This window comes from Neorhizobium sp. DAR64872/K0K18 (genome assembly GCF_050500175.1).
In the GTDB taxonomy this organism is placed as follows: Bacteria; Pseudomonadota; Alphaproteobacteria; order Rhizobiales; family Rhizobiaceae; genus Neorhizobium; species Neorhizobium soli.
The window spans coordinates 2,947,648-2,974,103 of the sequence record NZ_CP191446.1 but is presented as its reverse complement, the minus strand read 5'-3'; the positions used below and the strand labels follow the sequence as shown (position 1 = coordinate 2,974,103).

Below are 26,456 nucleotides of genomic sequence, written 5' to 3'. Positions count from 1 at the left end.
TCTGGCGGGAAACGTAGTACGTGCAAATAGCATGAGGCGGGCATCTGCCTTGGGATTTCCAGTCGATTTCCTCATGGAAACTGTCGCCATTTTTCCCGCCGCATCTGTCCTGATCATGACCTCTCCAATTCGTTCACCAGGACTGCAGCCGACAACGAGAAAGCTCAGTAAGACTAGGGCTATCGGACGCATGAAAATTCCTGGAGCAACGGAAGGGTGATCAACTTTCCGTTGCATATTCTTCAAGGCAAAGCAACGGGATAGGCTGCAGCCGCTCAATCCTCCGAATACCGCTCCTCGGCCCAGGGATCACCGCGCATGTGGTAGCCGTTCTTTTCCCAGAAGCCGGCATTGTCGATGCCGAGGAAGTCGATCCGTTTCAGCCATTTCGCGCTTTTCCAGAAGTAGAGATGCGGCACGACGAGGCGCACCGGTCCGCCATGCTCTTCCGTCAGCGGCTTTCCCTCCCAGTGGGTCACGATGAGCGCGTCGGGGACTGCGAAATCGGAGAGGAGGACGTTGGTCGTGTAGCCGTCATAGGCGGTCAGCATCACCGCGGTCGCCTTGTCGGTCGGCTCCACGGCATCGAGCAGGTCGCGGGTGGACACGCCCTTCCAGTCGTTGTCGTAGCGCGACCAGGTCGTCACGCAGTGGATATCGGAGCGCATCTCGCTCTGCGGCAGTGCCTGGAAACTGTCCCAGTTGAAAGTCGTCGGCTTGTTGACGAGGCCGTAGATGTCGAGCTTCCACTGCGACGGTGAAATGCTGGGCTGCTGGCCGAGATCGAGAACCGGCCAGTTCTTGACCAGGTGTTGGCCCGGCGGCAGGCGGTCCGTATCGGGCCGCGCATGCCGGCCTGTCAGGAATTTCCCCTCATCGGCCCATTTGCGCTTGGTGCTGGTGAGCTTGGAATCCTGCGGAAGATTGTCGTCCATAAGTGGTTCTCCTTGCCTCCGAGGATAATCTGATAAACAACAAGGGCAATCAATTCCTGACGCCCCCTCCCGAGATTTCGTCGAGACCCCATGCCCGCCACCCATCCGCGCCTGAATGCCCGCTTCAACCCCTTGATCGAACAGCTGTCCCTGCCACCGGTTCCAGCCGTCGCGGCCTGGGGGCGTGCCTATGACAAGGCTCTGGGGCCGCTGATCGACCTGTCGCAGGCGGTGCCCGGCTACCCCGCCCATCCGGACATGCTGCGGCTCCTCGGCGAGGCGGCGTCGTCCAAGGCCTATACCGGCTACGGCCCGATCGAGGGCGAGACGGTTCTGCGCACCGCCTATGCAAGCCACGTCGCGGAAGTCTATGGCGCAGCGCTTGGCGAGACAAACATCCACATCACCTCCGGCTGCAATCAGGCTTTCGTCTGCGCGGCAATGACGGTTGCGGGTCCCGGCAGCACCATCCTGATGACCGAGCCGTTCTATTTCAACCATGAAACGACGCTTGCCATGATGGGCATCGGCACCGCCTTTGTGCCCTGTTCTGCCGAAAACGGGTTCCTGCCGGATCTGGTGTCGCTCGAAGCGGCGATCACGGATGGGGTGAAGGCGCTGGCGCTGGTGTCGCCCAACAATCCGACCGGTGCCATCTATCCGGCGTCATTGCTCGAGGCGATCTTTAGGTTATGCCAGGAAAAGGGCATCTGGCTGATCCTCGACGAAACCTATCGCGATTTCTTGCCGCAAGCCGGAAGCCGGGCCCATAGCCTGTTTTCGCAGTCCGGCTGGGAAGAAACGCTGATCAGCCTCTACAGCTTTTCCAAATCCTTCTGCATTCCCGGCCATCGTCTCGGCGCCATCACGGCCGGCGAAGAGGCGATCGGTCAGATCGCCAAGATCATGGACAATCTGCAGATCTGCGCGCCGCGAGCCGCCCAGGCAGCCGTTGCCGAAGCACTGCCGCTGCTGACTGCCTGGCGCGAGGAAAACCGCCAGGAAATCGGCCGCCGCGCCGAAGCGCTGAAAACGGTCCTGCGCAGCGTGTCCGGTTGGAAGCTCGATGCGATCGGTGCCTATTTCGCCTTCGTTCGGCATCCTTTTCCGGGCAGGGGCTCGGCGGAAGTGGCCGAACAGCTTGCCAAACGCGCCGGCATCAGCTGCATCCCCGGCGTCTATTTCGGGCAAGGCCAGGATGGCTATTTGCGGTTTGCCTTCGCCAATGCGGATGTCGAAACCATCGGTCTTCTGGAAGAACGTTTGCGGAACTTTTCGCTGTCGTAACGGCCCGACCGGCTCTATAAGGAACCATGGTTCAACGAGCAGGCAGCGCCGATCTTCCGCTTCATGGTGGCCGGGTTCCCCGGTGGCTGGGCGACCGCATGACCAAGCTCGGTGCCGTCATTACCGAAGCCATCGTCCTGCATTACGGCCGTGACGAATTGCTCAGCCGGTTGGCGCATCCGTTCTGGTTTCAATCCTTCGGGTCGGTGATGGGCATGGACTGGCATTCGTCCGGCATCACCACCAGCGTCATCGGCGCGCTCAAACGCGGGCTGACGCCGATGTCGGGCGAACTCGGCATTCATGTCTGCGGCGGTCGCGGCCGCAATTCGCGGCAGACGCCGGACGAACTGATCGCCATCGGCAACCGCGTCGGCATCGATGGTTTGGCGCTTGCCAAGACCAGCCGGCTCGTCGCCAAGGTCGACAGCGCCGCCGTTCAGGATGGTTTCGATCTCTATCTGCACGGTTTCATCGTCACCGACGATGGCAAATGGGTCGTCGTCCAGCAGGGCATGAACGGTGACCGGAAGCAGGCGCGACGCTATCACTGGCAGTCGCAGGGCCTGAAAAGCTTCGTGGATTCGCCGCATGCGGCGATCGAGGGCCGCGGCCAGGGCGACATCGTCAACCTCGCCGATCACCGGGCAGAGGCCTCGCGCCACGGCCAGCTCGATCTGCTCGCATCGCTCGGTCCCGACCGCATTGTCCGCGAAGTGATCGCGATCGATCCGGGCCGGCAGCGCAAGAAGGATCTGTCGCAGCCGATGCTGCCGCATCTGATCATGCCTGATCATCACGACGTCCGCGAAGAAGACGTCAACATGAAGCGCCTGCATGGCACGCTTGCCGCCGCTGCCGATCGTGGCCCGAAGGATTTCGAGGATCTGCTTCTGACGCCTGGCGTCGGAGCCCGCACGGTGTCGGCGCTCGCCATGGTCGCCGAAGTCGTGCACGGCGCACCCTGCCGTTTTTCCGATCCGGCGCGGTTTTCACTCGCCCATGGCGGCAAGGACCGGCATCCGTTCCCGGTGCCGATCCGTGTCTATGACGAGACGATCCGGGTGATGAAATCGGCCGTCGGCAAGGCAAGGCTTGGCCGCGACGAGGAAATGCAGGCACTGCGCCGCCTAGACGACCAGGCCCGCCAGCTCGAAAAATACGTGACCGGCCCCGACCTCAAGGAAATCGTCGCCGGCGAATTTTCCCGCTCGCACGAATGGGGTGGACGCAGCGTGTTCGGCTGGGAGCCGGAGGCGGAAGACGATAAACGGACGGGGTAAGTGCGCTTGCCGTCGACGGTCATCGTCCCATATCGACCTCAACACGAAGGCGCCTCGTTCCAGAGATGGCCGGGAGACCAGCAATTTGACGCATGAAACGGAGACGCGAAGCGCCGGGTGGCGATCGTTCGCGGCCGATACGTTAGCCCTCATCCTGTTCTTCACCACGACCGGCATCATCAACGAGCGGTTCGTTGCAGGAATGAGCTGGGAGCAGGTTTTTGACGCGCGCCTTCTCGGTGCCGTGCTGATGGTTCCGTCGGGACGTCCATACGGGCTCTGGCGAGACTGGGTGATGCGCTTTGCCGGCCCCGGGCGCATGTCGCAGATCCTGTGGGATACGCTCGCGCTCGTCAGCTTCCAGGTGCCGCTCTATGCCGCAATCCTCGCCATCACCGGGGCTGATAGCGCTGAGCTTTTGCGGGGAACACTGGGTGTGATCGTGATCATGCTGGCATCGGGTCGGCCCTACGGAGCCTTCCTCAACTTCATCAGGCGCCGCTTCGGTCTGTCGCCGGGCGGAACGAAGCCAATGTCGCTCAACACGTGAATGCGCCCGGGAAGAACGCCCGGGCACATGATTCTATCGGCGCTCGCTCCCTTACGGGATCAGACGGTTTGCGCGCAGATCTTCAAACAGATCGAAGAAGGCATCGTCGGTCGGCTGGTATTCAAGGAAGCCGAGACGACGGCTTTTCGACATGTCGGTGACGACTTCGATCGGGCGTCCGAGATCGGCATCCGTATGCCACGGCGAGACGAGGCGGTTCATGTCCGGTTCGGCCAGATTGTGGCGTTCTGCAATCTCGCGCCAGATCGCGGCATCCTCGGCCATCTGCTTTTCGAGCGGCTGTACGGTGCCATCGAAGGTAGCGGGTTCCAGCTCGAACCAGGCGGCGATGCGGCTCCACATCCACTTCCAGCGGAAGACATCGCCATTGACGACGTTGAATTCGCCGTTGGCTGCACCCGGTGTCGTGGAAGCCCAGAGGAGATGGCGGGCGAGAAGGTTGGCGCTGGTCATGTCGGTCAGCCCCTCCCACTGCATCTCGACGCCCGGGAAGCGGAACGGACGGCCGGTGTGCTTGCAGATGGCAGCGTAGACGGCAAGCGTCGTGCCCATGTTCATGGCATTGCCGACAGCCTTGCCGACGATCGTGTGCGGGCGATGGACGCTCCAGGTAAAGCCGTCGCGGGCGGCTGCCGCAAACACTTCGTCTTCCTGGGCGTAGTAGAAATTATCAACCTCAAGCCGGCCCTGTTCCTCGCGGAACGGCGTCTGCGGCAGGGCGCCCTTGCCGTAGTTCTCGAACGGGCCGAGGTAATGCTTGAGGCCCGTCACCAGCGCCACGTGCTTCACCGAACCGGCCGGAGACAGCGCGTCGAGGACGTTGCGTACCATCGACGAATTGACGCGGATGTTTTCGGCTTCGGTCGACTGTCGCAGCCAGCTCGAGATGAACACATGCGAGGGATCAAGACCCGCCAGCGCTTTCGAAAGCGAGGCCGGATCGAGAAGATCCGCGGCCACCGGTGTCACGTTGGTCTGCTGCTGCGGTGTGCGCGAAAGGCCGAGAACCTGCCAGCCGTCGTCACCCAGAACCTTTGCTGTTGCGCTGCCGACAATGCCGCTTGCGCCCACGATCAATGCTTTTTTCGTCATAATTGCTCCTGTCGTTCTGACGGTGATCTAGTGTCTTGCGGCAGACTGTGCCAGAAGGCACCCGAATGGGACATAGGCACCCTGACGTAACCAGATGGGGAACAGATCATGCAGCCCGGCACACCTGATAACGAATGGCGCGAAGACTGCGCACCGCGCCGCGTCCTCGACCTTTTCTCCTCGAAATGGACGAGCATGATCCTGCATGTGCTCGATACGCGGCTGGAGGGCTGTGCGCGCACCGGCGTTCTCCTGCGCAGCCTGCCCGGCATTTCCAAGAAAATGCTGACCCAGACCCTGCGTGACATGGAAGCCTCGGGTCTTGTCATCAGGCGCGTCTATGGCACGGTGCCGCCGGCAGTCGATTATACGCTGACCCCGCTTGGCAAGCGCTTCGTCGAGTTGATCGATCTGCTCTACGGTTGGGGTCGAGACAATGCCGATGCGCTGGACGCGCTCAAAGCGAAGAAGGGCGAGGGAGCCTAGATCAGGGATTGGGCCTCCCAGTTCGGATGGAACGATGGTGGCCGGACCGTGTTCTCCTTGGGAACAAGGGAGACTTGCTATGTCAGACCAAAAAGACGTCGACCCCGCAGCCGATACGGCTTCCAAGGAAGCGACCCGGTTCGGCAGCAGCCAGCCCAAGGTTTCCGAACAGTCAAGGGATAGCATCCACCCGGCCGCCGATGCGGCTGAGGATGTACAGGCTGACCACAAGGTCGAGAAGAGCTTTGGTACCGGCGAGGATGGGTCAGTGCGCAAGACGGATGCGGCAACCGTCGAACTCAATCGCGCCCGCAAGGCGGCTGGCGCCGAGGGCTCCGGCGTCCCGAGCGATCATGAGGCCGACGCCGGCGACATCGGCGGCTGAGACTTCCACCCGCGGTCGCCGCGGGTGAGAGACTACTGGATATGCGGCGGCGCTTCTTCGCGCGCCGCGATCCGACCGGCGAGTTCGCCGATGCGGCGGATCGCTCCCTCCAGCACATCATCAGGCACCGTCAGCGATACGCGTAGAAAGCCTGCCGCCTGATCGCCGAAGGATGTGCCGGGCATGACTGCCACCTTTTCCTCGCGCAGCAGTTCCCAGGCAAACTCCTCGCCACCGAGGCCTGTTGCCGTCACGTCGAGCAGGATGAACATTCCACCTTCCGGCATCATCGGCTTGACCAGATTGTTGCCCTTCAGCACAGTTTCGACGATCGCGGCGCGCCTGTGATAATTGGCGCGCATCACGTCGGCTGTCGGGAAGTTTTGAGACAGCGCCATGGCGGTCATGTCGGCAATGAAGGGCTGCACGCCGAACAGCATGATTTCAGACACCGGCAGCAGACGTTCGCAAAATTCCTCCGGGCCGGCTGCCCAGCCGGATCGGAAACCGGGTGCCGCATGCGACTTGGAGATGGACGAGACCACGATCGTGCGCTCCGCCAGTTCCGCCATGTCAAAGGGTGAGGCAAAGCTGGTGCCGTCGAAGATCAGCTGTTCATAAACCTCGTCGCAGATGATCCAGAGATCGTGCTTGCGGCAGATCTCGCCGATCCTTGCGATTTCGGAGGCTGACAGAACGGCACCGGTCGGGTTGTGCGGCGTGTTCAGAAGCAGCACGCGTGCTTCCGGCGTCACGGCCCGTTCCAGATCGTCCGGCTGCATGTGGAATTTCTTCTCCGGCCGAAGCGGCACGGGGATCATATGGGCGCCGGTGGAGGCAATCACGCCTTCATAGGTCGCGTAAAGCGGATCGCCGACCAGCACGCCATCGCCAGCGCCAACCAGACCGGTCATGACGCAGTAGAGCGCGCTCTGGGTGCCTGGAAAGCAGAGGAAGTTCTTTTCCGTCACGTTGCTGCGGCGTTTGGAGTATTTGGCCACAAGCGCCTTGAGCGTATCCGGCTCGCCGCGACCGTTGGAATAGCGGGTGCGGCCGGCATACATGGCGCGCGCGGCTTCATCCAGCAGCGCCTTGTCGGGCACCACGTCAGGCTCGCCGATCGTCAGCTCGACCACGTCCTCGCCCTCGGCCTTCATGCGCCTTGCAGTCAGATGCAGCGCCCAGCGGCCTGAACCGAGATGGGCGAGACGGTCGGTGATCGTGGCATAGCGCATGGATAGGCCTCATGTTCGAGGATTAGGATGGGCCGCCTCTAGCAAATACGCCGCGCCGGAGCAAATGGCGCGGCATGCGTGATGGCCGTCAATCGCGGTTTCCCGTCCGGTAACGACCGCCGACATGCCGGGCCGGCAATCGCGGTGCACCGAACAGTTTTTCGCGCAGTGTGCCCTCGCGATAGCCGGTCTTATAGACACCGCGTTCCTGCAGGATGGGGATCACCAGCTCGATCACGTCGTCGAAACATTCGGGCACCACGGTGCGCGACAGGTTGAAACCGTCGACATCGGCCTTTTCCATCCACTCCTGGAGACGGTCGGCGATCTGCTCGGCGGAGCCCACCATCGGCATCTGGCGGCTGCCGAGAATCATCTGGTCGAGCAGCTTGCGCTTCGTCCATTGCGGTCCGGCGCTGCGTGTCATCGCCTCGACATTGGAGACGATGGCATCGCTTTTGCCGGTCTGGATCGGTTCGTCGAGATCATAGCGCGCAAAATCGATGCCGAGCGATGCGCTGGCATGCACAAGGGCCGCCTCGGAACTGGCATGGCTGCGATAATCCTCGAACTTCTCCTGCGCTTCCTTTTCCGTGCGGCCGGTGATGATCGTCGCGCCGACGAACACCTTCAGGTCTTCCGTCACGCGGCCGCCGCTGATCGCCCGGGCGCGGATGTCGTCGACGAGGTCGCGCACACCCTCCATCTTCTGGCCGTTGACGAAGACGCATTCTGCATGGGTTGCGGCAAAGGCGCGGCCGCGGGTGGAAGAGCCGGCCTGATAGAGAACCGGCGTTCTCTGCGGGGAGGGGGCGGAAAGATGCATCGCGTCCAGCCGGTACTGCCGGCCTTCGTGGCTGATCTTTCGAACCTTGGCCGGGTCGGCGTAGACACCGGCGGCGCGGTCGAACACGACGGCATCGTCGTCCCAGCTGCCTTCCAGCAGCTTGTAGATCACGTCCATATATTCGTCGGCGAGGTCGTAGCGATCGTCATGCGCCATCTGCGCGTCGAGCCCGATCGCCTTGGCCGCGCTGTCGAGATAGCCGGTCACGATGTTCCAGCCGATCCGCCCTCCGGTTAGGTGATCGAGCGTCGACATGCGCCGCGCAAACAGGAAGGGCTGCTCGTAGGTGAGGTTCGCGGTCACACCGAAGGAGAGGTGCTTGGTCACGGCGGCCATCGCCGGCACCAGCAGCATCGGATCGTTGACCGGAACCTGGACGGCGCCCCTCAAGGCCGCATCCGGGCTTTCGCCGTAGACGTCGTAGACGCCCACCACGTCGGCCAGGAAAATCCCGTCAAACAGGCCGGCCTCCAGCCGTTTGGCGTAATCCGTCCAGTAGGCGAGTTCGGTGTAACGGTTGGACTGGTCGCGCGGATGCGTCCACAATCCGTGTTGGATATGGCTGACACAGTTCATGTCGAAGGCGTTGAATCGGATTTCGCGCAAAGAGCATTCCCCCGCGTTGCAGATCTGGTGCGTCTCTTATAAGTTCCTATCGTCCACTATAGAAGACGATCGTTCGGAGGCAAGCGGATAAAGCCATGGAAGCAGATGTTGGAGATGCCATCGCATCGCGGCTCAGAACGGAACGCGAGACACGCAAATGGTCGCTTGCGGAACTCGCCGAACGCTCCGGCGTGTCGAAGGCGATGATCAGCAAGATCGAGCGCAGCGAGGCCAGTCCATCGGCCGCCGTGCTCGGCCGGCTGTCCGGCGCTTTCGGCCTGCCGCTGTCGGTGCTTCTGGCACTGGCGGAAGGCGGGGAGGAGCGGCTGCGCGTCCAGTCGGGCCAGCCGGTCTGGACCGATCCCGAGACCGGCTATACCCGCCGGGCCCTGTCGCCGCCCAATGCGCCGCTCGAACTGATCGAGGTTCTGCTGCCGCCTGCCGTGCGCGTTCCCTATCCGGCCTCCGCCTTCGCCTTCCAGCATCAGCAGATCTGGCTTCTCGCTGGCGCGCTCGACTTTACCGAAGGAACGGTGCGTCATTCTCTGAGGGAGGGCGATTGTCTGATGCTGGGGCCGCCCGCCGACTGCGTATTCTTCAATCCCGGTAAGGTCCCGGCGCGTTACGTTGTGGCGCTTTCCCGAAGGTAACGGAGCAGAACGGCAGACGTGAAAAAGGCGCTTCCCGAAGGAAGCGCCAGTTGGGGAGATTGTGACTTTGCCGGTCGCGCTGATGGATGCGACCTACAAGTCCGTGAACACGAACCCCTGGCGGTTTGTTCCCGCAGAAAGTGTGAAATCCTTTTCTTGCCCGGAACGATCCGATATCCTGTCGGTTACACCGCAAGAACGGATCGAAGCCTGGGAGGAGGATGCGATGCTGGGATTGGGTCATTTCTGGAAACGGGTGCAGGCCCGCAAGGCGGAAACGGCAACGCCTGAGTTTGCCGATCGCAGTGATGCCGGCCGGCAGCTGGCCGAGGCACTGCAAATCTCACAAGCCTTGTCCTCTGTCGCCGGCGATCCCGTGGTGGTCGCCGTGCCGCGCGGCGGCGTGCCGGTGGCGTTCGAAGTGGCGCAGCGGCTTGGACTGCATCTCGATCTCTTGATCCTGCGCAGGATCGCTGCCCCCGGCCACACGGAATTTAACATCGGCGCCGTTGTCGACGCCAAAGAACCAATCGTCCATATCGACGAGGCAAGCGTGCGGCGCTTTCCCCTGCCTCCTGGCTATCTTAACGAGGAGCGGCAGCATCAGATCGCCGAGGTCGACCGCCATCACCGGATGTATTTCGGCGAGGATCACGCCGACGAGCACGATCTTGCCGGGCGTCACGTCATTCTGATCGATGAGGGGCTTTCCGATGCCGGGTCGATGGAGGTCAGCATCCACGCGCTCAGGCAGCTGGGTGTCGCGATCATTACCCTTGCCGTACCGGTCGCCTCGCAGGACACGCTCGATGCAATCAGGGACAAGGTTGAAGACGTGGTCTGCCTGTCGATCCCGCCATCATTCGGCGATGTCGGTGACCACTACGAGGATTTCCCGGAAACCACCGATCAGGACGTCGTCCGGCTGCTCAAGGAAGCCAAACGGTCGGAGCGGTTGCTCAACTAGATTTCAATCGTCGCCAACAACGGCAAGTGGTCGGATGCCCGCCGCGTCAGCGGTGTCGAGATCACTTCCGCATCGATGACCTTGATGCTGTCGGAAACAAAAATGTGGTCGAGCCGAAGCAGCGGAAAGCGGGACGGAAACGTTGCCCGCCAAGGTTTGACAAGCGCCGTCTGCACATCGGTCAGGCGCTTGGCCGCATGCCGGTAGGTCCTCGTGATCGGTGTCGAGTTGAAGTCGCCGATCAGAATGCGCGCCGGGTTTTCCTTCTCGAGGCCGCCGAGCCAGTCCGGGCCCGTCAGCTCCGTCATCTGCGCCATCCGGTCTTTACCGCGGAGTCCGAGATGGGTGTTGAAGACCTGCAGCGGTTTGCCACCGACGTCGATTTCCACCCAGACTGCGCCGCGCTGCTCCCCGATCGAGGAAAGCATGTCGGCCTTGATCACTTTCAGCGGCAGGGATGTTAGAATGGCGTCGCCGTAACGTTCCTCGGCCACATGCAGCGCCGCGTGAAAATGGTAGTTCATCTCCACCTCGCGGGCGATGATATCGACCTGATCGACGCCGCCGGTGCGCGAGCGGCCGACATCCAGTTCCTGCAGGCCGATAATATCAGGCTTCAACTCCGAGATGACGTCGGCGATCCGCGCGGGATCGAGCCGTCGATCGGTGCCGATGCAGCTATGCACGTTGTAGCTCAGAATTTTCAGGCGGCGCCGGGAGGAAGTTTGAGGCGAGGTGTCGGAGGGCGGTTTGGGAAGCGCATCGATCATAGCGCGGGAACACCTTGGACAGTCATTTCGTTCCACCCTGCACAGCATGAATGGAGATGGAATGAAGATCTGGCGGCCCCTCATCAAATGTCTTGTGGTTGCCGCGGTCTGCCTTGCCGCACTCCTCGTCTACCGCAGCCTGCAACGCTACACATGGGACGAAATCGAGGAGTCCGTGCTGTCCATCGCCGGCATTCGGTTGGTGGCCGCGTTCGGCTTCGTCATTCTCTCCTATGCCTGCCTTGGCATGTTCGATGCGCTTGGCGTGCGCTATGCGGGCAAGCCGCTTGCCTACTATAAGACGGCACTCGCATCCTTCACAAGCCTGTCGATCGGCCACAATGTCGGCATGGCAGCGCTCAGCAGCGGCGCGGTCCGTTACCGGTTCTACTCCCGCTGGGGCCTTCAGCCTCAGGACATCGCCAAGGTCATCGTGTTTTGCGGCGCGACTGTTGGGTTGGGGCTTGCCACACTGGGCGGCATTGCCATGCTGCTCGATGTCAATGGATCGGACGACTTCTTCGGCCTTGGCAGGGGAGAGAGGGCCGCCATCGGCGTCGCCTGTCTGGCCGTGCCGGCTGCCTATCTACTGCTTTGCGCTTTCGTGCGCCGGCCGTTGCCCGTCCGCTCCTGGCGTTTCACGCCGCCGGATCTGTCGCTCGCGATCGGCCAGATCATCGTCGGCACACTGAATTTCCTCTGTGTCGCCTCCGCGATCCGCCAGCTGCTGCTTGCGTTTACCGATGTCGGATTCCTGCAGGTCGCCAGCGCCTACGTGACCGCAAATCTCGGCGCGCTGGTTAGCCACGTGCCGGGCGGTCTCGGCGTGCTGGAAGCGGTCATGCTGAACCTGTTGCCGGGCACATCGGCGATCGGGGCACTGATCGCCTTCCGCGTCCTCTACTTCTTCGTGCCGCTCGCGATCGGCGTACCGGTGCTGATCGCAAGCGAGGCCTATTACCGGCGTCAGGGAAGTGCCTATTCAGGCCGCGCGGCGGAAGGAAAGGCGTGAAAACAGCTTCCTGATCCCGGACTTGATCTCCGGGATCGGCCAGAACGGCTGTTTCGGATCGACAATGCCGGTGCCGATCAGCGAGGTGATCTCGCCCTTCAGCGTATCCACCTCGAAAGGCCGCAGGCAACGTGGGTTGACGTTCAGGATGTCGATCGCCGCCAGCATCGATCCGGTTTGCTGAATGATGCGCGAGACATCTTCCTTGTTGGCGCAAAGATGCTCGGCCAGAAGATCGTCGCGCAGGTCGAGGATTGCTTTTTGCGACGCGGCTTCGACGGTCTCGAGCGCGATATCGCATTCCGTATCGAGCCCTTCCGACCGGTTGTTAAGATTGGACGAGCCGACCCGCACGAAGCGGTCGTCGACGACGATCAGCTTGGAATGGACAATGATCTCGCGATCGTTGCCATCGGCATCCGGCGTCGTGGCGTAGTAGATCCGCAGCCGGCCGTAGCGATCGGCGCGCTTCAGGCGGCGAATCAGGCGGGTGCGGTTGTTACCCATCATCAGCTTTTCGAGGAAGCCGTGGGATTCGCGCGTCACGATGATGACGATTTCCGGGCCCTGCGCTGCCTTGAGCTTGCGGGCAAGCGTGCGCGCCACGCCGAAGGACGCGAGATACTGCGTTTCGATATAGAGGTGCCGCTCGGCAGCTTTGAGCGCATCATGGGTGAGCTTGATCGCCTCGCGATGGCCGCGGCGACCCTTCCATTTCCAGGGTTCGGTCAGCGCAAGTCCACTACGGCAATTGGTGAGATTGGGTTCGAGATCCTGCGGCCAGGCGGCTTCGCCTGCAACCGTGACCGGTTCGAGCGCGATCTTCGTCACCTTCTTCCAGCGCAAGCGCGTCACGTCGCCGATCAGCCGGGCGATATCGCCGGTGACGATCGTCTGCATGTCGTGAACGGGACCATAGGTTGTGCCGTCGGGGGAGGTGCGGGCCGGGTTGATGCAGGCATGCCCACGGTCGTCCCAGCGGCGCGCGGTCAGATCGATGCCGCCGACAAAGGCGGTCCTGTCGTCGACCACGACGATTTTCTGGTGATGGCTGGCACGCAGCGGATGCTCGAAATCGAAGCGCAATTCGATGCGCGGATGGTCGTTCCAGTCCATCTTGCCGAACATCTTCAGGCTCTTGCCGGAATAGACCGGGCCCATGCCCCAGACGAGAATGCGGATTTCCAGTTCCGGCTTTTCCTCGACCATGCGGCGCAGCGTAGCACCAAGCGTCGGGCAATCAGGGTCGCGCGGGCGCAGCTTGATACCAGGGTTGAAGTCCCAGCCGAGGATCATCACGGACCGTTCGGCCTGCTTCAACACGTCGTCCAGGCGCTGGTAGTATTCCTCGCCATCGATCAGGAAGCCGACGCGCTCGGCCTCGGCGCTGCGCCAGACGTTGCGGCCGGGTCGAATGATCGCACGGCCGGATGGCTCCGACCGGCGCCAGGACGAAAGTGCGGAAGAGCCTGTCTGGCTCGGCGAAGTTTTTGAAGAAAAATTAGACACGTCCACCTTTTGACCCCCGTCAATTGCGTGGCCCATTAACGCGCTAAGCTGCAAGATGTTCCAGGGACGCTGGAACATCGCGGACGTTGACGGGTTTACAGTCGTTGCGTACCAAATCGACCCGGGGGAAGACGTAACGAGGAGGACGTGAACATGACGCATGCGCGGGACAATTTCATTACTTGGCTACGCAATGCCCATGCGATGGAGGAACAGGCAGTCACGCTTCTGACAGCGCAGGCACGCCGGATCGAAAGCTACCCGGATCTCAAGGACCGCGTTCTGGAGCATCTCGAGGAAACCCGCGGCCACGTCGCGGCGCTGACCGAGATGCTGGAGAAGTTCGCCGTGACGACGCCGACCTTCAAGGACATGACCGCCAAGCTTGCCGCGACGGCCCAAGGTGTCGGCGGATTGCTGGTCAGCGACGAGGTCATCAAGACGATGACGACTGCCTTCGCATTCGAGCACACGGAAATCGCGACCTACAAGGTGCTGATAGCCGCTGCCGACGAACTGGACGAACCGGAAGCCGTCGCCGTCTTCGAACACATCCTGTCCGAGGAAGAAGACATGGCGGAATGGCTGAACGACAATATCGACAGCATCACGCGGATATTCCTGATGCGCGACGAGCGGGATCTCCAGGCGAAGCGGTAGTAGACGCCTCTGCTTCAGTCCTGACTTTTCAGAAGACCTGACAAGTCCAGCCGATGCTGCAGGGCGCCTTCGTCGCAGGCGCCGTGCTGGTAGAGATCGATGATCTCGGCCGCGAGGTTCTTTGCCGCCGTGCTTTCGCCAGACAAGCCGCGTTCGGCGCAGGCGGCATCGAAGACGTGCTGCAGGAAATCCAGTTCCCGCGGTTCCATCGCCGCATTGAATGCAGGTGTATTCATCTGTGGCCTCCCGTCGTGGAATGGATGTTGGGGGAGATCGCTCTGATGTCTTCCCGTCGCCGGCGGCCTTCGATTGTGCCGACGATGGGTCAAGTCTAAGCAAACTCCCCCTCGTTGCAAAGGGAGGGAGAAGGTTAAATTCCTGTAATGACGGGATTGTCAGCGAGCGCGCCGCAGCGCGTGAACGCCCGTCATTCCGGATGGTTTCGTCAGCCTGCCGGCTTCATCGACTGGACCACGGTCGGCCACAGTTCCGAAACGGTGGGGTGGATAGGCACGGCCCAGCGCAGGGCATCATAAGTCGCGCCGGCATTCATCATGTCCAGCACGCCGTGGATCGCCTCGTCGCCGCCGGTGCCGAGAAGGGCGGCGCCCAAGATCTTTTTCGTCTCCGCATCGGCGACGATCTTCATCAGGCCGATCGTCTCGCCCTTTTCCACGGCGCGTCCCACCTGGCTCATCGGCCGCGTGCCGACGAGAACCTTGTGGCCTGCCTTCACCGCCTGGTGTTCGGTCATCCCGACCCGGCCGAGCGGCGGGTCGGTATAGAGCGCATACCCGAGCAGGCGGTCGGAGACCTTGCGGCTCTCGCCATCGAACAGATTGGCCGCAACGATCTCGAAATCGTTGTAGGCGGTGTGGGTGAAGGCGCCGCGGCCGTTGCAGTCACCCAGCGCCCAGATGCCCGCGACGCTGGTCGACAGATCGTCGCCCACCTCAATATAGCCGCGCTCGTCGAGCGTTACGCCTGCCTTGTCGAGCCCGAGATCGTCGGTGTTGGGGCGGCGTCCGACCGCCAGCAGCACGTCGGAGCCGATGACTTCAGGCTCGCCTTCGTCGCAACTGAGGCCGACTGCTATGCCGTCGTCCGTCTTTTTGAAGCGGATGCAGTCGGCGCCGGTTCTGATGACGATCCCTTCGGCTTCCAGCATCTCATGGATGGATTGCGAGATCTCCGCATCCTCGCGGCTGACGATACGCTCGCCGCGCTCCACGACGGTTACCTTCGCGCCGAAGCGGCGATACATCTGCGCATATTCAAGCCCGATATAACTGCCGCCGATGATCACCAGATGCTCCGGCACCCTGTCCAGCCCGACGATGTCGCTGTTGGTCATATAGGGGATGTCGTCGACGCCCTCGAAATCCGGAATGGTGGCGCGGGCGCCGACATTCAGGAAAATCTGCGGCGCCGTCAGCAATTCGTCGCCGACGCGGATCGTCTCGGCGCTCTCAAAGCGCGCATGGCCGCGGATCAGCGTGCAGTGGGGCATCTTCTCCAGCCAGCTTTCGTTGCTGCCGCGGCTGTCCATCGTCACTTTCAACGCCCGCCGCATCACAGCCGGCATGTCGATCGTCACGTCGCCGCCGATGCCGATGCCGTAATCGGCGCTGCGGCGCGCGAGATGCGCCGCATAGGCGCTGGCCACCAGCGTCTTGGTCGGCTTGCAGCCGGTGTTGACGCAGGTGCCGCCCACATGCTTGCGCTCGACGATGGCGACGGTCTTGCCCGCGTCGTTGAAGCGTCCGGCAAGCGATGGCCCGGCCTGGCCGGCGCCGATGATGATCGCGTCGAATGTCTGCATGATGCTCAGATCTCCGTTAGGCGGCCGGCGTTCCCGGCAAAAGCAGGATGACAATCAGGGCTGCGACGACGGCCACGCCGTCCTCGATAAAGGCTGCCGGTGCATCCTTGCCGAAATGGGCGGCAAGCTTTGCCCGCACTGCGGCGCCACCCAGCGTTCCGATCACGGCGCCGATAATGCCGGAGACGAGGCCGGCCAGCCAGTAGCCGTAGGGCATTCCAATCGCAGCACCCGAGAGCGCGCCGGTCAAGATGCGCGCACCGAATTGCTGCGGCACCTTGCGGCTCGGCGTCGAGGGCAACTGGTCGGTGATGAATTCGACGATGGCGATCAGCGTGAGGATCAGCACGGCCCATTTGGAGCCCATGAAGGCGAGCCAGGTGCCGGAGAGATCGAGCCAGCCGAGACTGGCCGCCCAGCTGACGATCGCCGGTGCCGTCATGGCGCGAAGTCCGGCCACCGCGCCGATGACGAGTGCAAGCATGTAACTCATGATGATTCCCTTTGCCGCCGCCGACGGATGCCGGTGAAAACAAGTCTTCGCAAGTTTTAGTGGAATTCGCCAGTGCCGGATTTTAAGGTGACGACCGAGGACGAGTTGGGAGGAGGAGCCCGGCATCTGGTGAGATACGCAATCCTTGCAGCGGCGGGCGTGGCGGTCATGATCGGTCTGGGCATCTATGTCCAGGGCGCCGGCATGATCGCGAGCGGCTACATGGAGGAGGCGAAGGCGCAGGCCAACACCACGCTGAGGCTTGCCGTTTCCGGTCTCGACGGGCACCTGAAGCGCTACGAGGCGCTGCCGGCGCTGATCGCCGACCAGCAGAATGTCGAGGCTTTCGTGCTCGATCCGTCTAACACAACCCTGCAGGCCGCCACCAACGCCTATTTGAAAGACACCAACGCGCTCCTCAAATCCTCCGACATCTATCTGATGACGATGGACGGGCAGACCATTGCAGCCAGCAACTACGACAGCGACGTCAGTTTCGTCGGCGAGAATTTTTCCTACCGTCCCTACTTCCAGGAAGCCGCGAAGGGCCGCCAGTCGCGCTTTTATGCGCTCGGCACCACGTCGCTCAAACGCGGCTACTACTTCTCGTCGCCGATCGAGATCGCCGGGGTGATCCGCGGAGTCATCGTCTTCAAGGTCGATATCGATCTGGTCGAGGACAGCTGGGGGAAGGGGACCGCTCAAGGCACCGAAGACCGCATCTTCGTTGCCGACCCCGAGGGCATCATCTTCATGACCAGCCGGCCGGAATGGCTCTATGCCACGACCCTGCCGCTGTCGCCGGGGCGCATCGCCCGCACCCAGACCTCGCGGCGCTATGCGGATGCGAAACTGCGCGAGCTGCCGGTGCGGCGCGGCGAATTCGCCGGTCACGAGGTGATGACGATTGCCGACAACGGTGGCGACCGGGAATATCTCGTCGTCTCGCAACCGATGCCCGACGCCGGCTGGACCGTCAGCGTGCTGATGGATACCGGGTCCGTGCATGCCCAGGCAAAGACCACCGTCGCTGCCCTGCTTCTATCCTTGTGTCTCGCCGTCCTCGGGCTTGCGGTCATCCTGCAGCGCCGGGCGCGGCTTGCCGAGCGCATGCATCTCCAAGCGGAAGCGCAGAATGCGCTCGAACACCGGGTTGCAGAGCGCACCGCCGATCTTGCCCGCGTCAACGCCCAGATCGAGGAGGAGGTGGCCGAGCGCCGGGCGACCGAACAGCGGTTGCGCCAGACCCAGGCCGATCTCATCCAGGCCGGCAAGCTTGCCGGTCTCGGCCAGATGTCGGCAGCACTGTCGCACGAGCTCAACCAGCCGCTTGCGGCCGCGAAAACCTATGCGGAGACGGCCGGCGTGCTGATGGACCTTAACCGCACGGAAGAGGCCCGCGACAACGTTAGACGCATTTCGGCGCTGATCGATCGCATGGCCTCGATCAGCAAGCATTTGCGCAACTTCGCCCGCAAGCCGAACGAAAAGCTCGGTGCCGTTTCGCTGCAGGAGGTGATGGACGACACGCTGGAAATCGTCGCGGCGCGGCTGAAGGCGGCCGATGCGGATCTCGTCGTCGACATCCCGGCGAACCTGCCGAAGGTGCGGGCCGGTTCGATCCGGTTGCAGCAGGTTCTGGTCAATGTCATCGGCAATGCGGCAGATGCCGTCGAGGGACTAGCCGACCGGCGCATCGCCGTTTCGGCGTCAAGAACCCACGATACCATCACGGTGCAGGTGCGCGATGGCGGGCCGGGTGTGCCGGCGTCGATCCGCGAGCGCATCTTCGATCCCTTCTTTACCACCAAGGGCATCGGCAAGGGTCTCGGCCTCGGGTTGTCGATCTCCTACAACATCGTCAAGGATTTCGGTGGTAGCCTTTCCGTCACCGATGATCCCGATGGGGGTGCCGTGTTCACCATCGAGCTCGACATTGCCGACGAAAACCTGATGGAGGCTGCCGAGTGAGCGAAGCAAGGGATGCGGCGCAAAGGGTTTTGCTGGTTGACGACGAAGAGGAGCTGCGCCGGTCCACCGCTCAGGCGCTGGAACTGTTCGGGCTCTCGGTGCAGACCTTTTCCAATGCCGATCATGTTCTCGAACTCGCCGGTTTCGGCTTCGAGGGCGTTATCGTCAGCGATATCCGCATGCCCGGAACAGACGGCATGACGCTGTTGCAGCGGGTGCGTGAGCTCGATGCGGAGATCCCGATCATTCTCGTCACCGGCCACGGCGATGTGCAGCTGGCGGTGAAGGCGATGCGCGAGGGCGCCTATGATTTTCTGGAAAAGCCGTTCACGCCGCAGCATCTGGCCGGTGTCATCCGCAGGGCGCTCGATCGCCGCGCGCTGGTCATGGAAAACCGCCGACTGAAGGCGGTGGCCGGCAAGCGCGACGATCTGGAAACCCGCATGCCCGGCCGCACTCAGGTGATGGTTGATCTGCGCTACCGGATCCGCGCGATCGGCGCCACCGATGCCGATACGCTGATTATCGGCGAGACCGGTGCCGGCAAGGAAGTGGTGGCGCGAGCGCTGCACGATGTCAGCCCGCGGGCCAACCGGCCGTTTATCGCCATCAATTGCGCAGCCCTTCCGGAAACGCTGATCGAAAGCGAACTGTTCGGCCACGAGGCGGGCGCTTTTCCGGGCGCGATCAGGCCGCGCTACGGCAAGTTCGAACATGGCCGCGGCGGCACGATCCTGCTCGACGAGATCGGCTCCATGCCCTTCGACCTGCAGGCGAAATTCCTGCGCGTCCTTCAGGAGCGTGTGATCACCCGGCTCGGCTCGAACGAAACCGTGGCCCTCGACGTCCGCTTTATTGCCACCAGCAAGGTGGATCTGGAGGCGGAGGTCGCAGCCGGCCGGTTCCGGGCCGATCTCCTCTACCGTCTCAACGTCGCAACCATCCATGTCCCGTCCTTGCGCGAGCGCCGGGCCGATATCGCGCTCCTGTTTCTTCAGCTGGTCCGCGAAGCCTCCGCCCGCTACGGCCGTGACGATCTCGACGTTCCCGTCGATGTGATCGCGACGATCGGCGACCAGGCCTGGCCCGGCAACGTCCGCGAATTGCGCAACGCCGCCGATCGGCTGGTGCTGGGTCTCGATCTTCCGTCGACGGATTCCAACGGCAGGCTTCGTGATCCGGCCGGACGGCTAGCCGACAAGGTGGCGGCATTCGAGCGCAATCTGATCGCCGGCGAAATTGCGGCCCATGGCGGCGCGCTGCGTCCCGTCTACGAATCGCTCGGCATCTCGCGCAAGACGCTCTACGAAAAGATGCAGAAACACGGGCTCGACAAGCGCCTTATCTCGGCCGACCAGATGCTGCAGGACGATTGAACGGGTGACGAAACACCTGCGAAACCCCGTGCTGGGTGGATTTCCACCCAGGCTTTGGCGCGATTGTTCCCTAATCCACCCATGCTGCATTGCACGCCAGCGATAAACTTAGCGGTGCTGCCTCCCGCCCGATTGCGGCCAGCGAAATCACCACTGCAAATGGCACCACGCTGGCGAGGGAGGACTGTCGCCAGCACTCAGTTTGCATGCTGATTTTCACGCTCGGGAGGACAATTCATGAAAATCGTCAACGCCATGATCGGCGCAACGGCTCTTGCCGCCATTTCGCTGTTTTCGGCTTCTGCCAATGCGCAGGGCTATCCGGATCGCCAGATCACGATGATCGTACCGTTTGCGGCCGGTGGCCCGACCGATACGGTTGCGCGTCTCGTGGCCGAATCGATGTCGCGCGATCTCGGTCAGCAGATCGTCGTCGAAAATGTCGGCGGTGCCGGCGGTTCGCTCGGTGCCGGCCGCGTCGCCAATGCGGAAGCGGACGGTTACACCGTGCTTCTGCACCATATCGGCATGGCGACCAGCGCCACGCTTTATCGCAAGCTTGCCTATGACACGCTGAACGCGTTCGAATATGTCGGTCTCGTCACGGAAGTGCCGATGACGCTTCTCGCCCGCAAGGACATGGAAGCGACCGATTTCAAGGGACTGATCGAATACGCCAAGGCGAACAAGGACAAGGTGACGGTCGCCAATGCCGGCATCGGCGCTGCCTCGCATCTGTGCGGCATGCTGTTCATGAGCTCGATCGAAACGCCGCTCGTGACCGTTCCTTACAAGGGCACCGGCCCGGCCATGACCGATCTCCTCGGCGGACAGGTCGATATCATGTGCGACCAGACCACCAATACGACAAAGCAGATCCAGGGCGGCACGGTAAAGGCCTACGCCGTCACCTCCGCTGACCGCCTCGACATCCTGAAGGACCTGCCGACCGTCAAGGAAGCCGGTTATCCGCAGATGGAAGTGGGCATCTGGCACGGCATCTACACGCCGAAGGGCACGCCGAAGGAAGCCAACGACAAGCTGTCTGCGGCGCTTAAAGTCGCACTGAAAGACCCGAACGTCGTTGCCCGTTTCGGTGAACTCGGCACCAAGCCTTCACCGGAAGCCGACGCCACGCCTGAGGCGCTGAAGACCAAGCTGGAAAGCGAAATCGCCCGCTGGAAGCCGGTCATCGAGGCAGCCGGCCAGTACGCCGACTGATCTCTCGTCACGGCACTGCCCCTCACCCTGGCCCCTCTCTGGGCAGGGTGAGGGGTTCTGCTCGATCGGCCTTGGAGCCCGCAACCTTTCGTCCTTCTCCCCCGCGGGGGAGAAATTGCCGGCAAGCTGATCGCTCAGATCGACCGCTGATCGGCGCGAACGTCTGCAAGGACCCCACCGGCAAGCGACACTCCTGCTAGCGACCATGCCGACCCGCGGCGCAGATCCGCAGAGCTCTTCCAATATTTCGGAGCCATCATGAATTCACTCAATATCGACAGGACCAATCTGGTCTGCGGGCTGGCGCTCATCCTGACCGGTCTGTTCTTTGCCTATCAATCGATCGAACTGGAACTCGGCACCGCGCTTCGCATGGGGCCGGGCTATTTTCCGTTCATCCTCGCTTGCGTGCTTATGCTCTTGGGCGGCGTGATCGTCTTTCAGGCCATTCGCGTTGAGGGCGAAGCGGTCGGGGCGATTGCCTGGCGCGGGATGGCCTTCATTCTGCCGGCACCGATCTTCTTCGGTCTCACCGTGCGCGGTTTGGGCTTCGTGCCGGCGATCTTTTTCACGGCGCTGATTGCGGCATTCGCCTCGCACAAGATGAAGCCGCTGATGGCCGTCATCCTGTCGGCTCTGCTCACAGTCTTTTCGGTTCTCGTCTTCAGCTATGGTCTTGGCCTGCCGTTCCGGCGGTTCGGGCCGTGGCTGGGCATGTAAGGGGCTCGGTTCATGGAATTATTTGCAAATCTCGCCCTCGGTTTCTCCACCGCCACGTCGATCGAGAACCTGTTCTTCTGCCTCATCGGGGTGCTGCTTGGCACGCTTATCGGCGTCCTGCCCGGCATCGGCGCAACGGCGACGATCGCCATGCTGTTGCCGATCACCTTCCAGCTCGAACCCGTGTCGTCGCTGATCATGCTGGCCGGCATCTATTACGGCGCGCAGTATGGCGGCTCCACCACGGCCATCCTCATCAATATGCCCGGCGAATCTTCGTCGGCGGTCACCGCCATCGACGGTTACCAGATGGCGCGCAAGGGCAAGGCGGGACCGGCGCTGGCCATCGCTGCCATCGGATCGTTCTTTGCCGGCACGGTTTCCACCTTTCTTGTGGCGATCTTCGCGCCGCCGCTGACCTCGATCGCCCTGCAGTTCGGTGCGGCGGAATATTTCTCGCTGATGGTCGTCGGTCTCGTCTCGTCGATCGCGCTTGCTCACGGGTCGATCATCAAGGCGCTCGCCATGGTCTGCCTTGGCCTGCTGCTTGGCCTCGTCGGCACCGATATCTACACCGGCACGCCGCGCTTCACGCTCGGAATCCGGGAATATGCCGACGGTCTGAACTTCGTCGCGGTCGCGGTCGGCGTCTTCGGTATCGCTGAAATCCTGCGCAATCTCGAAAGCGAAAAGACCCGCACCGTGCTGATGGCGAAGGTATCCAACCTGATGCCGTCGCGCGAGGACTTCAAGGCGATGGTCGGCCCCGTTCTGCGCGGCACGGCGATCGGCTCCATCCTCGGCATCCTGCCGGGCGGCGGCGCGATCCTTGCGGCATTTGCGTCCTATACGGTCGAGAAGAAGGTATCGAAACATCCGGAAGAATTCGGCCACGGCGCGGTCGCCGGCGTTGCCGGGCCGGAATCGGCCAACAATGCGGGTGCACAGACCTCGTTCATCCCGCTCCTGACGCTCGGCATTCCGGCCAACCCGGTCATGGCGCTGATGGTCGGCGCGATGATCATCCAGGGCATCGTTCCAGGTCCGAACGTTGCCGTCGAACAGCCGGCGCTGTTCTGGGGCATCATCGCGTCCATGTGGATCGGCAACCTGATGCTTGTGATCCTCAACCTGCCGCTGATCGGGTTGTGGGTAAAGCTTCTGACGATCCCCTATTACGTGCTCTTCCCGATCATCATGGCGTTCTGCGCCATCGGGGTCTACAGCGTTAATTCCAACGTCTACGATCTCTACGCCGTCGCCTTCTTCGGCCTGCTCGGATACGTGCTCTTGAAATTGCGCTGCGAGCCAGCACCGCTTCTGCTCGGCTTCGTGCTCGGCCCGCTCCTGGAAGAAAACCTGCGACGCGCAATGATCCTCTCGCGCGGCGACGCCACCACCTTCATCACCCGCCCCATCAGCGCCGGCCTGCTCGCGCTTGCCGCACTCGTGCTCATCGTCGTCTTCCTGCCCAGCGTCCGCAAGAAGCGCGAAGAGGTGTTTGTCGAAGAGGATTGAAGGGTGGCGGCTCTTACAGGCCGTCGCGGACGAGTAAGAGTTGCCGGTAGATCTTGGGGGAGGAGGGGAATCGTTTCCTCTCCTCCCCATCCCTGTGCCTGTCACAGGGATCCAGCCACGCGAAGTCCTTCGCGTGAGAAGACCCATCTGCGCCGCAGACGCGGCGCTACTGGATTCCTGTGACAAGCACAGGAATGAGGGGGGTGGGGGTTGCGGACGCGTCGGCTGGGTTCCTGTGGCGAGCACAAAAATGAGGGGAGGTTGGGGCTGCCGAAGTCCCCTTCATCACACCGTCTGCAGCGCCTGCAGTTCCTCGACCGGCACCTCTCCACCCATCTGCTTCAGAAGCAGCGCGGCCATAAGACGACCCGCCTCCGCGAGGTCCTCGTAGATCGTTTCGATGCGGGGGCGGACCTGGTCGAACAGGCCGGACGTCTGTTTGGCGACCAGGCGCACATCTTGGCCGATGATGCGGCCGGTGTCGTAGGCTGCCGACATCACGGCCATGGCGGAGACCTCGCCGCCGCAGATGAAGCCGTCGGGCGCGTCGTCGGCCGCCAGTCGTTCCGCCACATGGTCGCGGATCGCGTCGGACTTGCTGTCGAGCGAGACACGGTCGGAAATCTCGAAGGCGACGCCTTCCTCGCGCACCGCCGTCATGAAGCCGTGGCGCATGTGATGGGCGAAGGTGAACTGGGCGGGCGGCAGGATGATGAACAGCCGCCGACAGCCAGCATTGATCAGGCTTTTCGCGGCACGATAGCTAAAGGCGTAATTGTCGTAATCCACGTAAGGATGCGGCGTCGCAAGCTCGGTGCGGCCGTGGCACACGAAGGGAAAACCCTGTTCCATCAGGAATTTCACCCGCTCGTCGGCGGCTTCGGTGCGGCTGAACAGGATGCCGTCGGCCATCCGGTTGCGGACGATATGCTTGACCGGATCGATCTGCGGCGTGTCTGAAAAATGCGGCGTGATCACCAAGTGGTACCTGGTGCCGCGCAGTGCCGCACTCATGCCGCGGATCATCGATGTGCCGTAGCCGAGGATTTCCTCGTGCGGATCAAGGACGAGGCTGATCACGTTGGTGCGTCCGGTGCGCAACCGCTGCGCCGCGCGATCCGGCAGATAGCCGACATCTTCGGCCGCTTGGCGCACGCGGATGCGGGTTTCGAGCGCAATCTGGGGATCGTCGGAGAGCGCCCTCGACACGGTCGTGACCGCAAGCTCGGTCAGTTCGGCGACGGTCTTCAGCGTCGGTTTCTTCTGGGCTGTATCGCGGGGCAAGCGGTTCGCGTGCGGCCGCGCCGGGCGTCCCTGCTGCAGCGTATCCGGGTCGATGTCCTCACCCCGGTCATCCCGGTCGTCAAGCGGCATTCCTGTCTCCTCCAGCACCCCTCCAGGCGCCCCGTTTGTATCGTTGCAAAACGCCGCAAATTCGGCAAGTGCAAATCAACTCTTCACCGTCGCAAACGGGAAAGATCGCTTTTATCGTTTTATAACAGGTTGATGCCGGATATTTAGCATCACCGAAATTCTGTCCCCTACGGGGTTGACACTTACATCAGTTATATCGTTATAAATCGATGTCCGGAGAGGAGCCCGGCTTTGAGGGAGATATTTCAATGACTATTCGTTTGATCGGCAAACTGGCCGCCGGTGCGGCTATGATTGCGCTGACCGCTGGCGCCGCAAAGGCAGCCGAACAGGTTGAAGTTCTGCACTGGTGGACGTCCGGCGGCGAAGCCGCGGCGCTCAACGTGCTCAAGGAAAACCTGGCCAAGCAGGGTATCGGCTGGAAAGACATGCCGGTTGCCGGTGGTGCCGGTTCTGCCGCGATGACGGCGCTGCGCGCCCGTGTGACCGCCGGCGATCCGCCGACCGCCGTCCAGCTGCTCGGTTTCGACCTGCGCGACTGGTCCGAGATGGGCGTTGCCGCCAATCTTGACGATCTCGCCGCCAAGGAAGGCTGGGACAAGGTCATTCCGGAAGCGCTGCAGGCGTTTTCCAAGTATGATGGCCACTGGGTTGCTGCCCCCGTCAACATCCACTCCACCAACTGGCTGTGGCTGAACAAGGCTGCCTTCGACAAGGCCGGCGGCAAGCAGCCGACGAATATGGACGAGCTGTTCACCATGCTCGACGCCTTCAAGGCGCAGGGCATCACCGCGCTCGCCCATGGCGGCGTTCCGTGGCAGGACGGCACGCTCTGGGAAGCCGTGGTTCTCTCCGTCGGCGGTCCTGACTTCTACAAGAAGGCCGTGCTTGACGCCGATCCGACGGCGCTGTCGGGTGATACGATGAAGAAGGTGTTCGACGATATGTCGAAGCTTCGCACCTATTTCGACCCGAACTTCTCCGGCCGCGAATGGAACCTCTCCACCGCGCTCGTCATCGAAGGCAAGGCCGGCGCTCAGGAAATGGGCGACTGGTCGAAGGGCGAATGGCTGCGCGCCAAGAAGACCCCCGGCACCGATTTCGTCTGCATGCGCTTCCCCGGCACGCAGGGCTCCGTCCTGTTCAACGCCGACCAGTTCATGATGTTCGACGTGGGTGAAGAGCAGAAGGACGCACAGATGAAGATGGCATCCGCCGTCGAAGATCCCGCGTTCCAGATCGCCTTCAACACGGTCAAGGGTTCCGTGCCTGCCCGGACCGACGTCTCGGACGAAAAGTTCGACGATTGCGCCAAGAAGGGCATGAAGGATCTGGCGGAAGCCTCGTCCAAGGGCACGCTGATGGGCTCGCTTGCTCATGGTTATGCGCAGCCGGCCGCTGTCAAGGAAGCCATGCTTGACGTCATCACCCAGCATCTGAATGGCCAGCTGACAACGGATGCCGCGCTGAAGCGCCTGCCGGAAGCGGTTGCTGCCGCGAAGTAGTCAAAAAAACCCCGCCCCAAACCCCTCCCCACAAGGGGGAGGGACTTAACCCAGCCGCACTGTCTGGGCCCGATTTGGTCGGTGGGTGCCCACAGGTTTTCTCCCCCCTTGTGGGGGAGATGGCCGGCAGGCCAGAGGGGGCTTTTTTGTTGGCGCACCTT

25 protein-coding genes are annotated in these 26,456 nt (G+C 62.4%); 15 read left to right on the top strand and 10 right to left on the bottom strand.

The window, feature by feature from the left end; all coding sequences use genetic code 11:
* Nucleotides 1–275: 275 nt before the first annotated feature.
* Nucleotides 276–935 carry a sulfite oxidase-like oxidoreductase gene (locus ACQY1P_RS20030; RefSeq protein WP_184654507.1) on the bottom strand — a complete coding sequence of 220 codons (660 nt, stop codon included), beginning with the start codon at nucleotides 933–935 and terminating at the stop codon, nucleotides 276–278.
* Between the two features lie 90 nt (nucleotides 936–1,025).
* On the opposite strand from ACQY1P_RS20030, the gene ACQY1P_RS20025 reads away from it, so the two are divergent.
* The 3 genes from ACQY1P_RS20025 (at nucleotide 1,026) to alaE (ending at nucleotide 4,055) form a co-directional block, all read left to right on the top strand.
* Nucleotides 1,026–2,222, top strand: coding sequence for an aminotransferase (locus ACQY1P_RS20025; RefSeq protein WP_430255105.1), 1,197 nt, complete (start codon nucleotides 1,026–1,028; stop codon nucleotides 2,220–2,222).
* A 26-nt stretch (nucleotides 2,223–2,248) separates the two neighbouring features.
* The gene (locus ACQY1P_RS20020) at nucleotides 2,249–3,505 is read left to right on the top strand and encodes a DUF763 domain-containing protein (RefSeq protein WP_430255103.1); all 1,257 of its coding nucleotides are present in this window, start codon (nucleotides 2,249–2,251) and stop codon (nucleotides 3,503–3,505) included.
* Nucleotides 3,506–3,590: 85 nt separating this feature from the next.
* Entirely contained in the window at nucleotides 3,591–4,055 is a 465-nt protein-coding gene (gene alaE, locus ACQY1P_RS20015) for an L-alanine exporter AlaE (protein ID WP_113111843.1), read from the top strand.
* 51 nt (nucleotides 4,056–4,106) lie between these two features.
* Here alaE and ACQY1P_RS20010 read toward each other — a convergent pair whose 3' ends face one another.
* On the bottom strand, nucleotides 4,107–5,168 hold the full coding sequence (locus ACQY1P_RS20010) for an SDR family oxidoreductase (RefSeq protein WP_062581917.1): 1,062 nt from the start codon (nucleotides 5,166–5,168) through the stop codon (nucleotides 4,107–4,109).
* A gap of 108 nt (nucleotides 5,169–5,276) precedes the next feature.
* On the opposite strand from ACQY1P_RS20010, the gene ACQY1P_RS20005 reads away from it, so the two are divergent.
* On the top strand, nucleotides 5,277–5,654 hold the full coding sequence (locus tag ACQY1P_RS20005) for a winged helix-turn-helix transcriptional regulator (protein WP_113111845.1): 378 nt from the start codon (nucleotides 5,277–5,279) through the stop codon (nucleotides 5,652–5,654).
* A 79-nt stretch (nucleotides 5,655–5,733) separates the two neighbouring features.
* On the top strand, nucleotides 5,734–6,039 hold the full coding sequence (locus ACQY1P_RS20000) for a hypothetical protein (protein ID WP_062461521.1): 306 nt from the start codon (nucleotides 5,734–5,736) through the stop codon (nucleotides 6,037–6,039).
* 32 nt (nucleotides 6,040–6,071) lie between these two features.
* Here the strand turns inward: ACQY1P_RS20000 and ACQY1P_RS19995 are convergent, their stop codons facing one another.
* Complete coding sequence (locus ACQY1P_RS19995; RefSeq protein WP_430255100.1) at nucleotides 6,072–7,274, bottom strand: pyridoxal phosphate-dependent aminotransferase; 1,203 nt, start codon at nucleotides 7,272–7,274, stop codon at nucleotides 6,072–6,074.
* Between the two features lie 88 nt (nucleotides 7,275–7,362).
* Nucleotides 7,363–8,727 carry an LLM class flavin-dependent oxidoreductase gene (locus tag ACQY1P_RS19990; RefSeq protein ID WP_430255098.1) on the bottom strand — a complete coding sequence of 455 codons (1,365 nt, stop codon included), beginning with the start codon at nucleotides 8,725–8,727 and terminating at the stop codon, nucleotides 7,363–7,365.
* 95 nt (nucleotides 8,728–8,822) lie between these two features.
* Between ACQY1P_RS19990 and ACQY1P_RS19985 the strand changes: the two genes are divergently transcribed.
* Together ACQY1P_RS19985 and ACQY1P_RS19980 are read left to right on the top strand one after the other, a co-directional pair.
* Nucleotides 8,823–9,377 (top strand): helix-turn-helix domain-containing protein, encoded by a 555-nt coding sequence (locus tag ACQY1P_RS19985; protein ID WP_430255096.1) that lies wholly within the window; start codon nucleotides 8,823–8,825, stop codon nucleotides 9,375–9,377.
* A 61-nt stretch (nucleotides 9,378–9,438) separates the two neighbouring features.
* Nucleotides 9,439–10,344, top strand: a complete 906-nt coding sequence (locus tag ACQY1P_RS19980; RefSeq protein ID WP_430255094.1) for a phosphoribosyltransferase — start codon at nucleotides 9,439–9,441, stop codon at nucleotides 10,342–10,344.
* Here the strand turns inward: ACQY1P_RS19980 and ACQY1P_RS19975 are convergent.
* The gene (locus ACQY1P_RS19975) at nucleotides 10,341–11,114 is read right to left on the bottom strand and encodes an endonuclease/exonuclease/phosphatase family protein (protein WP_430255092.1); all 774 of its coding nucleotides are present in this window, start codon (nucleotides 11,112–11,114) and stop codon (nucleotides 10,341–10,343) included. The two genes, ACQY1P_RS19980 and ACQY1P_RS19975, sit on opposite strands and share 4 nt — an antisense overlap.
* Before the next feature lie 61 nt (nucleotides 11,115–11,175).
* On the opposite strand from ACQY1P_RS19975, the gene ACQY1P_RS19970 reads away from it, so the two are divergent.
* Nucleotides 11,176–12,126 (top strand): UPF0104 family protein, encoded by a 951-nt coding sequence (locus ACQY1P_RS19970; RefSeq protein ID WP_430255090.1) that lies wholly within the window; start codon nucleotides 11,176–11,178, stop codon nucleotides 12,124–12,126.
* On the opposite strand, the gene ACQY1P_RS19965 is transcribed toward ACQY1P_RS19970, so the two are convergent.
* Entirely contained in the window at nucleotides 12,097–13,635 is a 1,539-nt protein-coding gene (locus ACQY1P_RS19965; RefSeq protein WP_430255088.1) for a phospholipase D-like domain-containing protein, read from the bottom strand. The genes ACQY1P_RS19970 and ACQY1P_RS19965 overlap by 30 nt on opposite strands.
* Nucleotides 13,636–13,788: 153 nt before the next feature.
* Here ACQY1P_RS19965 and ACQY1P_RS19960 point away from each other — a divergent pair, with 153 nt between their 5' ends.
* Entirely contained in the window at nucleotides 13,789–14,295 is a 507-nt protein-coding gene (locus ACQY1P_RS19960) for a ferritin-like domain-containing protein (protein ID WP_062461507.1), read from the top strand.
* A gap of 14 nt (nucleotides 14,296–14,309) precedes the next feature.
* On the opposite strand, the gene ACQY1P_RS19955 is transcribed toward ACQY1P_RS19960, so the two are convergent.
* From ACQY1P_RS19955 to ACQY1P_RS19945, 3 genes are all read right to left on the bottom strand, one after another.
* Nucleotides 14,310–14,531 (bottom strand): hypothetical protein, encoded by a 222-nt coding sequence (locus ACQY1P_RS19955; protein WP_062461504.1) that lies wholly within the window; start codon nucleotides 14,529–14,531, stop codon nucleotides 14,310–14,312.
* Nucleotides 14,532–14,740: 209 nt separating this feature from the next.
* Entirely contained in the window at nucleotides 14,741–16,120 is a 1,380-nt protein-coding gene (locus ACQY1P_RS19950) for an FAD-containing oxidoreductase (protein ID WP_430256750.1), read from the bottom strand.
* Between the two features lie 13 nt (nucleotides 16,121–16,133).
* The gene (locus ACQY1P_RS19945) at nucleotides 16,134–16,610 is read right to left on the bottom strand and encodes a DUF4126 family protein (RefSeq protein ID WP_430255086.1); all 477 of its coding nucleotides are present in this window, start codon (nucleotides 16,608–16,610) and stop codon (nucleotides 16,134–16,136) included.
* 129 nt (nucleotides 16,611–16,739) lie between these two features.
* Between ACQY1P_RS19945 and ACQY1P_RS19940 the strand changes: the two genes are divergently transcribed.
* The 5 genes from ACQY1P_RS19940 (at nucleotide 16,740) to ACQY1P_RS19920 (ending at nucleotide 23,416) form a co-directional block, all read left to right on the top strand.
* Complete coding sequence (locus ACQY1P_RS19940) at nucleotides 16,740–18,581, top strand: sensor histidine kinase (RefSeq protein ID WP_430255084.1); 1,842 nt, start codon at nucleotides 16,740–16,742, stop codon at nucleotides 18,579–18,581.
* Nucleotides 18,578–19,957: a sigma-54-dependent transcriptional regulator gene (locus ACQY1P_RS19935; protein WP_062581936.1), complete on the top strand. Its 1,380-nt coding sequence runs from the start codon at nucleotides 18,578–18,580 to the stop codon at nucleotides 19,955–19,957. Before ACQY1P_RS19940 ends, ACQY1P_RS19935 begins: the two co-directional genes overlap by 4 nt.
* Nucleotides 19,958–20,194: 237 nt before the next feature.
* The gene (locus tag ACQY1P_RS19930) at nucleotides 20,195–21,178 is read left to right on the top strand and encodes a tripartite tricarboxylate transporter substrate-binding protein (protein WP_430255081.1); all 984 of its coding nucleotides are present in this window, start codon (nucleotides 20,195–20,197) and stop codon (nucleotides 21,176–21,178) included.
* 258 nt (nucleotides 21,179–21,436) lie between these two features.
* The gene (locus ACQY1P_RS19925; RefSeq protein WP_430255079.1) at nucleotides 21,437–21,898 is read left to right on the top strand and encodes a tripartite tricarboxylate transporter TctB family protein; all 462 of its coding nucleotides are present in this window, start codon (nucleotides 21,437–21,439) and stop codon (nucleotides 21,896–21,898) included.
* Nucleotides 21,899–21,910: 12 nt separating this feature from the next.
* Nucleotides 21,911–23,416, top strand: a complete 1,506-nt coding sequence (locus tag ACQY1P_RS19920; RefSeq protein WP_430255077.1) for a tripartite tricarboxylate transporter permease — start codon at nucleotides 21,911–21,913, stop codon at nucleotides 23,414–23,416.
* Between the two features lie 285 nt (nucleotides 23,417–23,701).
* On the opposite strand, the gene ACQY1P_RS19915 is transcribed toward ACQY1P_RS19920, so the two are convergent.
* The gene (locus ACQY1P_RS19915; RefSeq protein WP_113111850.1) at nucleotides 23,702–24,790 is read right to left on the bottom strand and encodes a LacI family transcriptional regulator; all 1,089 of its coding nucleotides are present in this window, start codon (nucleotides 24,788–24,790) and stop codon (nucleotides 23,702–23,704) included.
* Nucleotides 24,791–25,038: 248 nt separating this feature from the next.
* Between ACQY1P_RS19915 and ACQY1P_RS19910 the strand changes: the two genes are divergently transcribed.
* Complete coding sequence (locus ACQY1P_RS19910) at nucleotides 25,039–26,295, top strand: ABC transporter substrate-binding protein (protein WP_062581941.1); 1,257 nt, start codon at nucleotides 25,039–25,041, stop codon at nucleotides 26,293–26,295.
* Nucleotides 26,296–26,456: the final 161 nt, after the last annotated feature.

Coding starts and splice junctions, on each gene's coding strand:
- ACQY1P_RS19995 (WP_430255100.1), bottom strand. CDS start 7,274: ATGCGCTATGCCACGATCACCGACCGTCTCGCCCATCTCGGTTCAGGC.
- ACQY1P_RS20030 (WP_184654507.1), bottom strand. CDS start 935: ATGGACGACAATCTTCCGCAGGATTCCAAGCTCACCAGCACCAAGCGC.
- ACQY1P_RS20000 (WP_062461521.1), top strand. CDS start 5,734: ATGTCAGACCAAAAAGACGTCGACCCCGCAGCCGATACGGCTTCCAAG.
- ACQY1P_RS19925 (WP_430255079.1), top strand. CDS start 21,437: ATGAATTCACTCAATATCGACAGGACCAATCTGGTCTGCGGGCTGGCG.
- ACQY1P_RS19960 (WP_062461507.1), top strand. CDS start 13,789: ATGACGCATGCGCGGGACAATTTCATTACTTGGCTACGCAATGCCCAT.
- ACQY1P_RS19915 (WP_113111850.1), bottom strand. CDS start 24,790: ATGCCGCTTGACGACCGGGATGACCGGGGTGAGGACATCGACCCGGAT.
- ACQY1P_RS20025 (WP_430255105.1), top strand. CDS start 1,026: ATGCCCGCCACCCATCCGCGCCTGAATGCCCGCTTCAACCCCTTGATC.
- ACQY1P_RS19985 (WP_430255096.1), top strand. CDS start 8,823: ATGGAAGCAGATGTTGGAGATGCCATCGCATCGCGGCTCAGAACGGAA.
- ACQY1P_RS19955 (WP_062461504.1), bottom strand. CDS start 14,531: ATGAATACACCTGCATTCAATGCGGCGATGGAACCGCGGGAACTGGAT.
- ACQY1P_RS20020 (WP_430255103.1), top strand. CDS start 2,249: ATGGTTCAACGAGCAGGCAGCGCCGATCTTCCGCTTCATGGTGGCCGG.
- ACQY1P_RS19975 (WP_430255092.1), bottom strand. CDS start 11,114: ATGATCGATGCGCTTCCCAAACCGCCCTCCGACACCTCGCCTCAAACT.
- ACQY1P_RS19970 (WP_430255090.1), top strand. CDS start 11,176: ATGAAGATCTGGCGGCCCCTCATCAAATGTCTTGTGGTTGCCGCGGTC.
- ACQY1P_RS19945 (WP_430255086.1), bottom strand. CDS start 16,610: ATGAGTTACATGCTTGCACTCGTCATCGGCGCGGTGGCCGGACTTCGC.
- ACQY1P_RS20005 (WP_113111845.1), top strand. CDS start 5,277: ATGCAGCCCGGCACACCTGATAACGAATGGCGCGAAGACTGCGCACCG.
- ACQY1P_RS20010 (WP_062581917.1), bottom strand. CDS start 5,168: ATGACGAAAAAAGCATTGATCGTGGGCGCAAGCGGCATTGTCGGCAGC.
- ACQY1P_RS19910 (WP_062581941.1), top strand. CDS start 25,039: ATGACTATTCGTTTGATCGGCAAACTGGCCGCCGGTGCGGCTATGATT.
- ACQY1P_RS19930 (WP_430255081.1), top strand. CDS start 20,195: ATGAAAATCGTCAACGCCATGATCGGCGCAACGGCTCTTGCCGCCATT.
- ACQY1P_RS19920 (WP_430255077.1), top strand. CDS start 21,911: ATGGAATTATTTGCAAATCTCGCCCTCGGTTTCTCCACCGCCACGTCG.